Below are 691 nucleotides of genomic sequence, written 5' to 3'. Positions count from 1 at the left end.
TGTACTAGCTCAGACCTGATCTGACAGTTACCGGTTATTTATACAGGTGTCTGTCAGATTAAATCTGGTTCAGATTTTTTTCTGCCCAGACCCGTTTTCCATCAAGTAAAGTCGCCACTGGCGTACGCCCGCAGCACATTTTTCCCTGATGAGTTCGCTCATTATTGTAATGCCACAACCAGTTGTCCAGATCCCTTTGCAGGCTTTCCACGTCTGCATAAAGCTTCTTGCGGAACGTAACCTGATAAAATTCCTGCAAAATGGTTTTATGGAACCGCTCGCAGATACCGTTGGTCTGCGGAGACATCGCCTTCGTTTTCGTATGGTCGATATCGTTGATGGCCAGATAAAGCTGAAAATCATGCTGCTCCACTTTACCACAGTACTCCGTCCCCCTGTCGGTCAGTATTCTCAGCATCGGCAGTCCCTGAGACGCGTAGAACGGCAGGACGCGATCATTGAGCAGGTCAGCGGCAGTGATCGGCGTTTTACTCGTATACAGCTTGCAGTGCGCCACTTTCGAGTATGTATCCACGAACGTCTGCTGGTAGATACGGCCCACGCCTTTCAGATTGCCCACGTAGAAAGTGTCCTGTGAGCCCAGATACCCCGGGTGTGCCGTCTCGATTTCACCGCTGGCCTCGTCATCGAGGGCCTTCTTCTCCAGCGCTGCGATTTGAGCGTCGGTCAG

1 protein-coding gene is annotated in these 691 nt (G+C 51.2%); it reads right to left on the bottom strand.

What is annotated here, in order from left to right:
* Positions 1 to 58: 58 nt before the first annotated feature.
* The coding region (locus ACSZO4_RS25745; protein WP_437891917.1) for an integrase core domain-containing protein at positions 59 to 691 on the bottom strand (633 nt) is incomplete at its 5' end.

Origin of the sequence: Phytobacter sp. V91 (assembly GCF_965644225.1) — a bacterium.
GTDB lineage: Bacteria > Pseudomonadota > Gammaproteobacteria > Enterobacterales > Enterobacteriaceae > CBFFRJ01.
The sequence above is the reverse complement of the archived record's forward strand: the minus strand, read 5'-3'. Positions and strand labels throughout refer to the sequence as shown.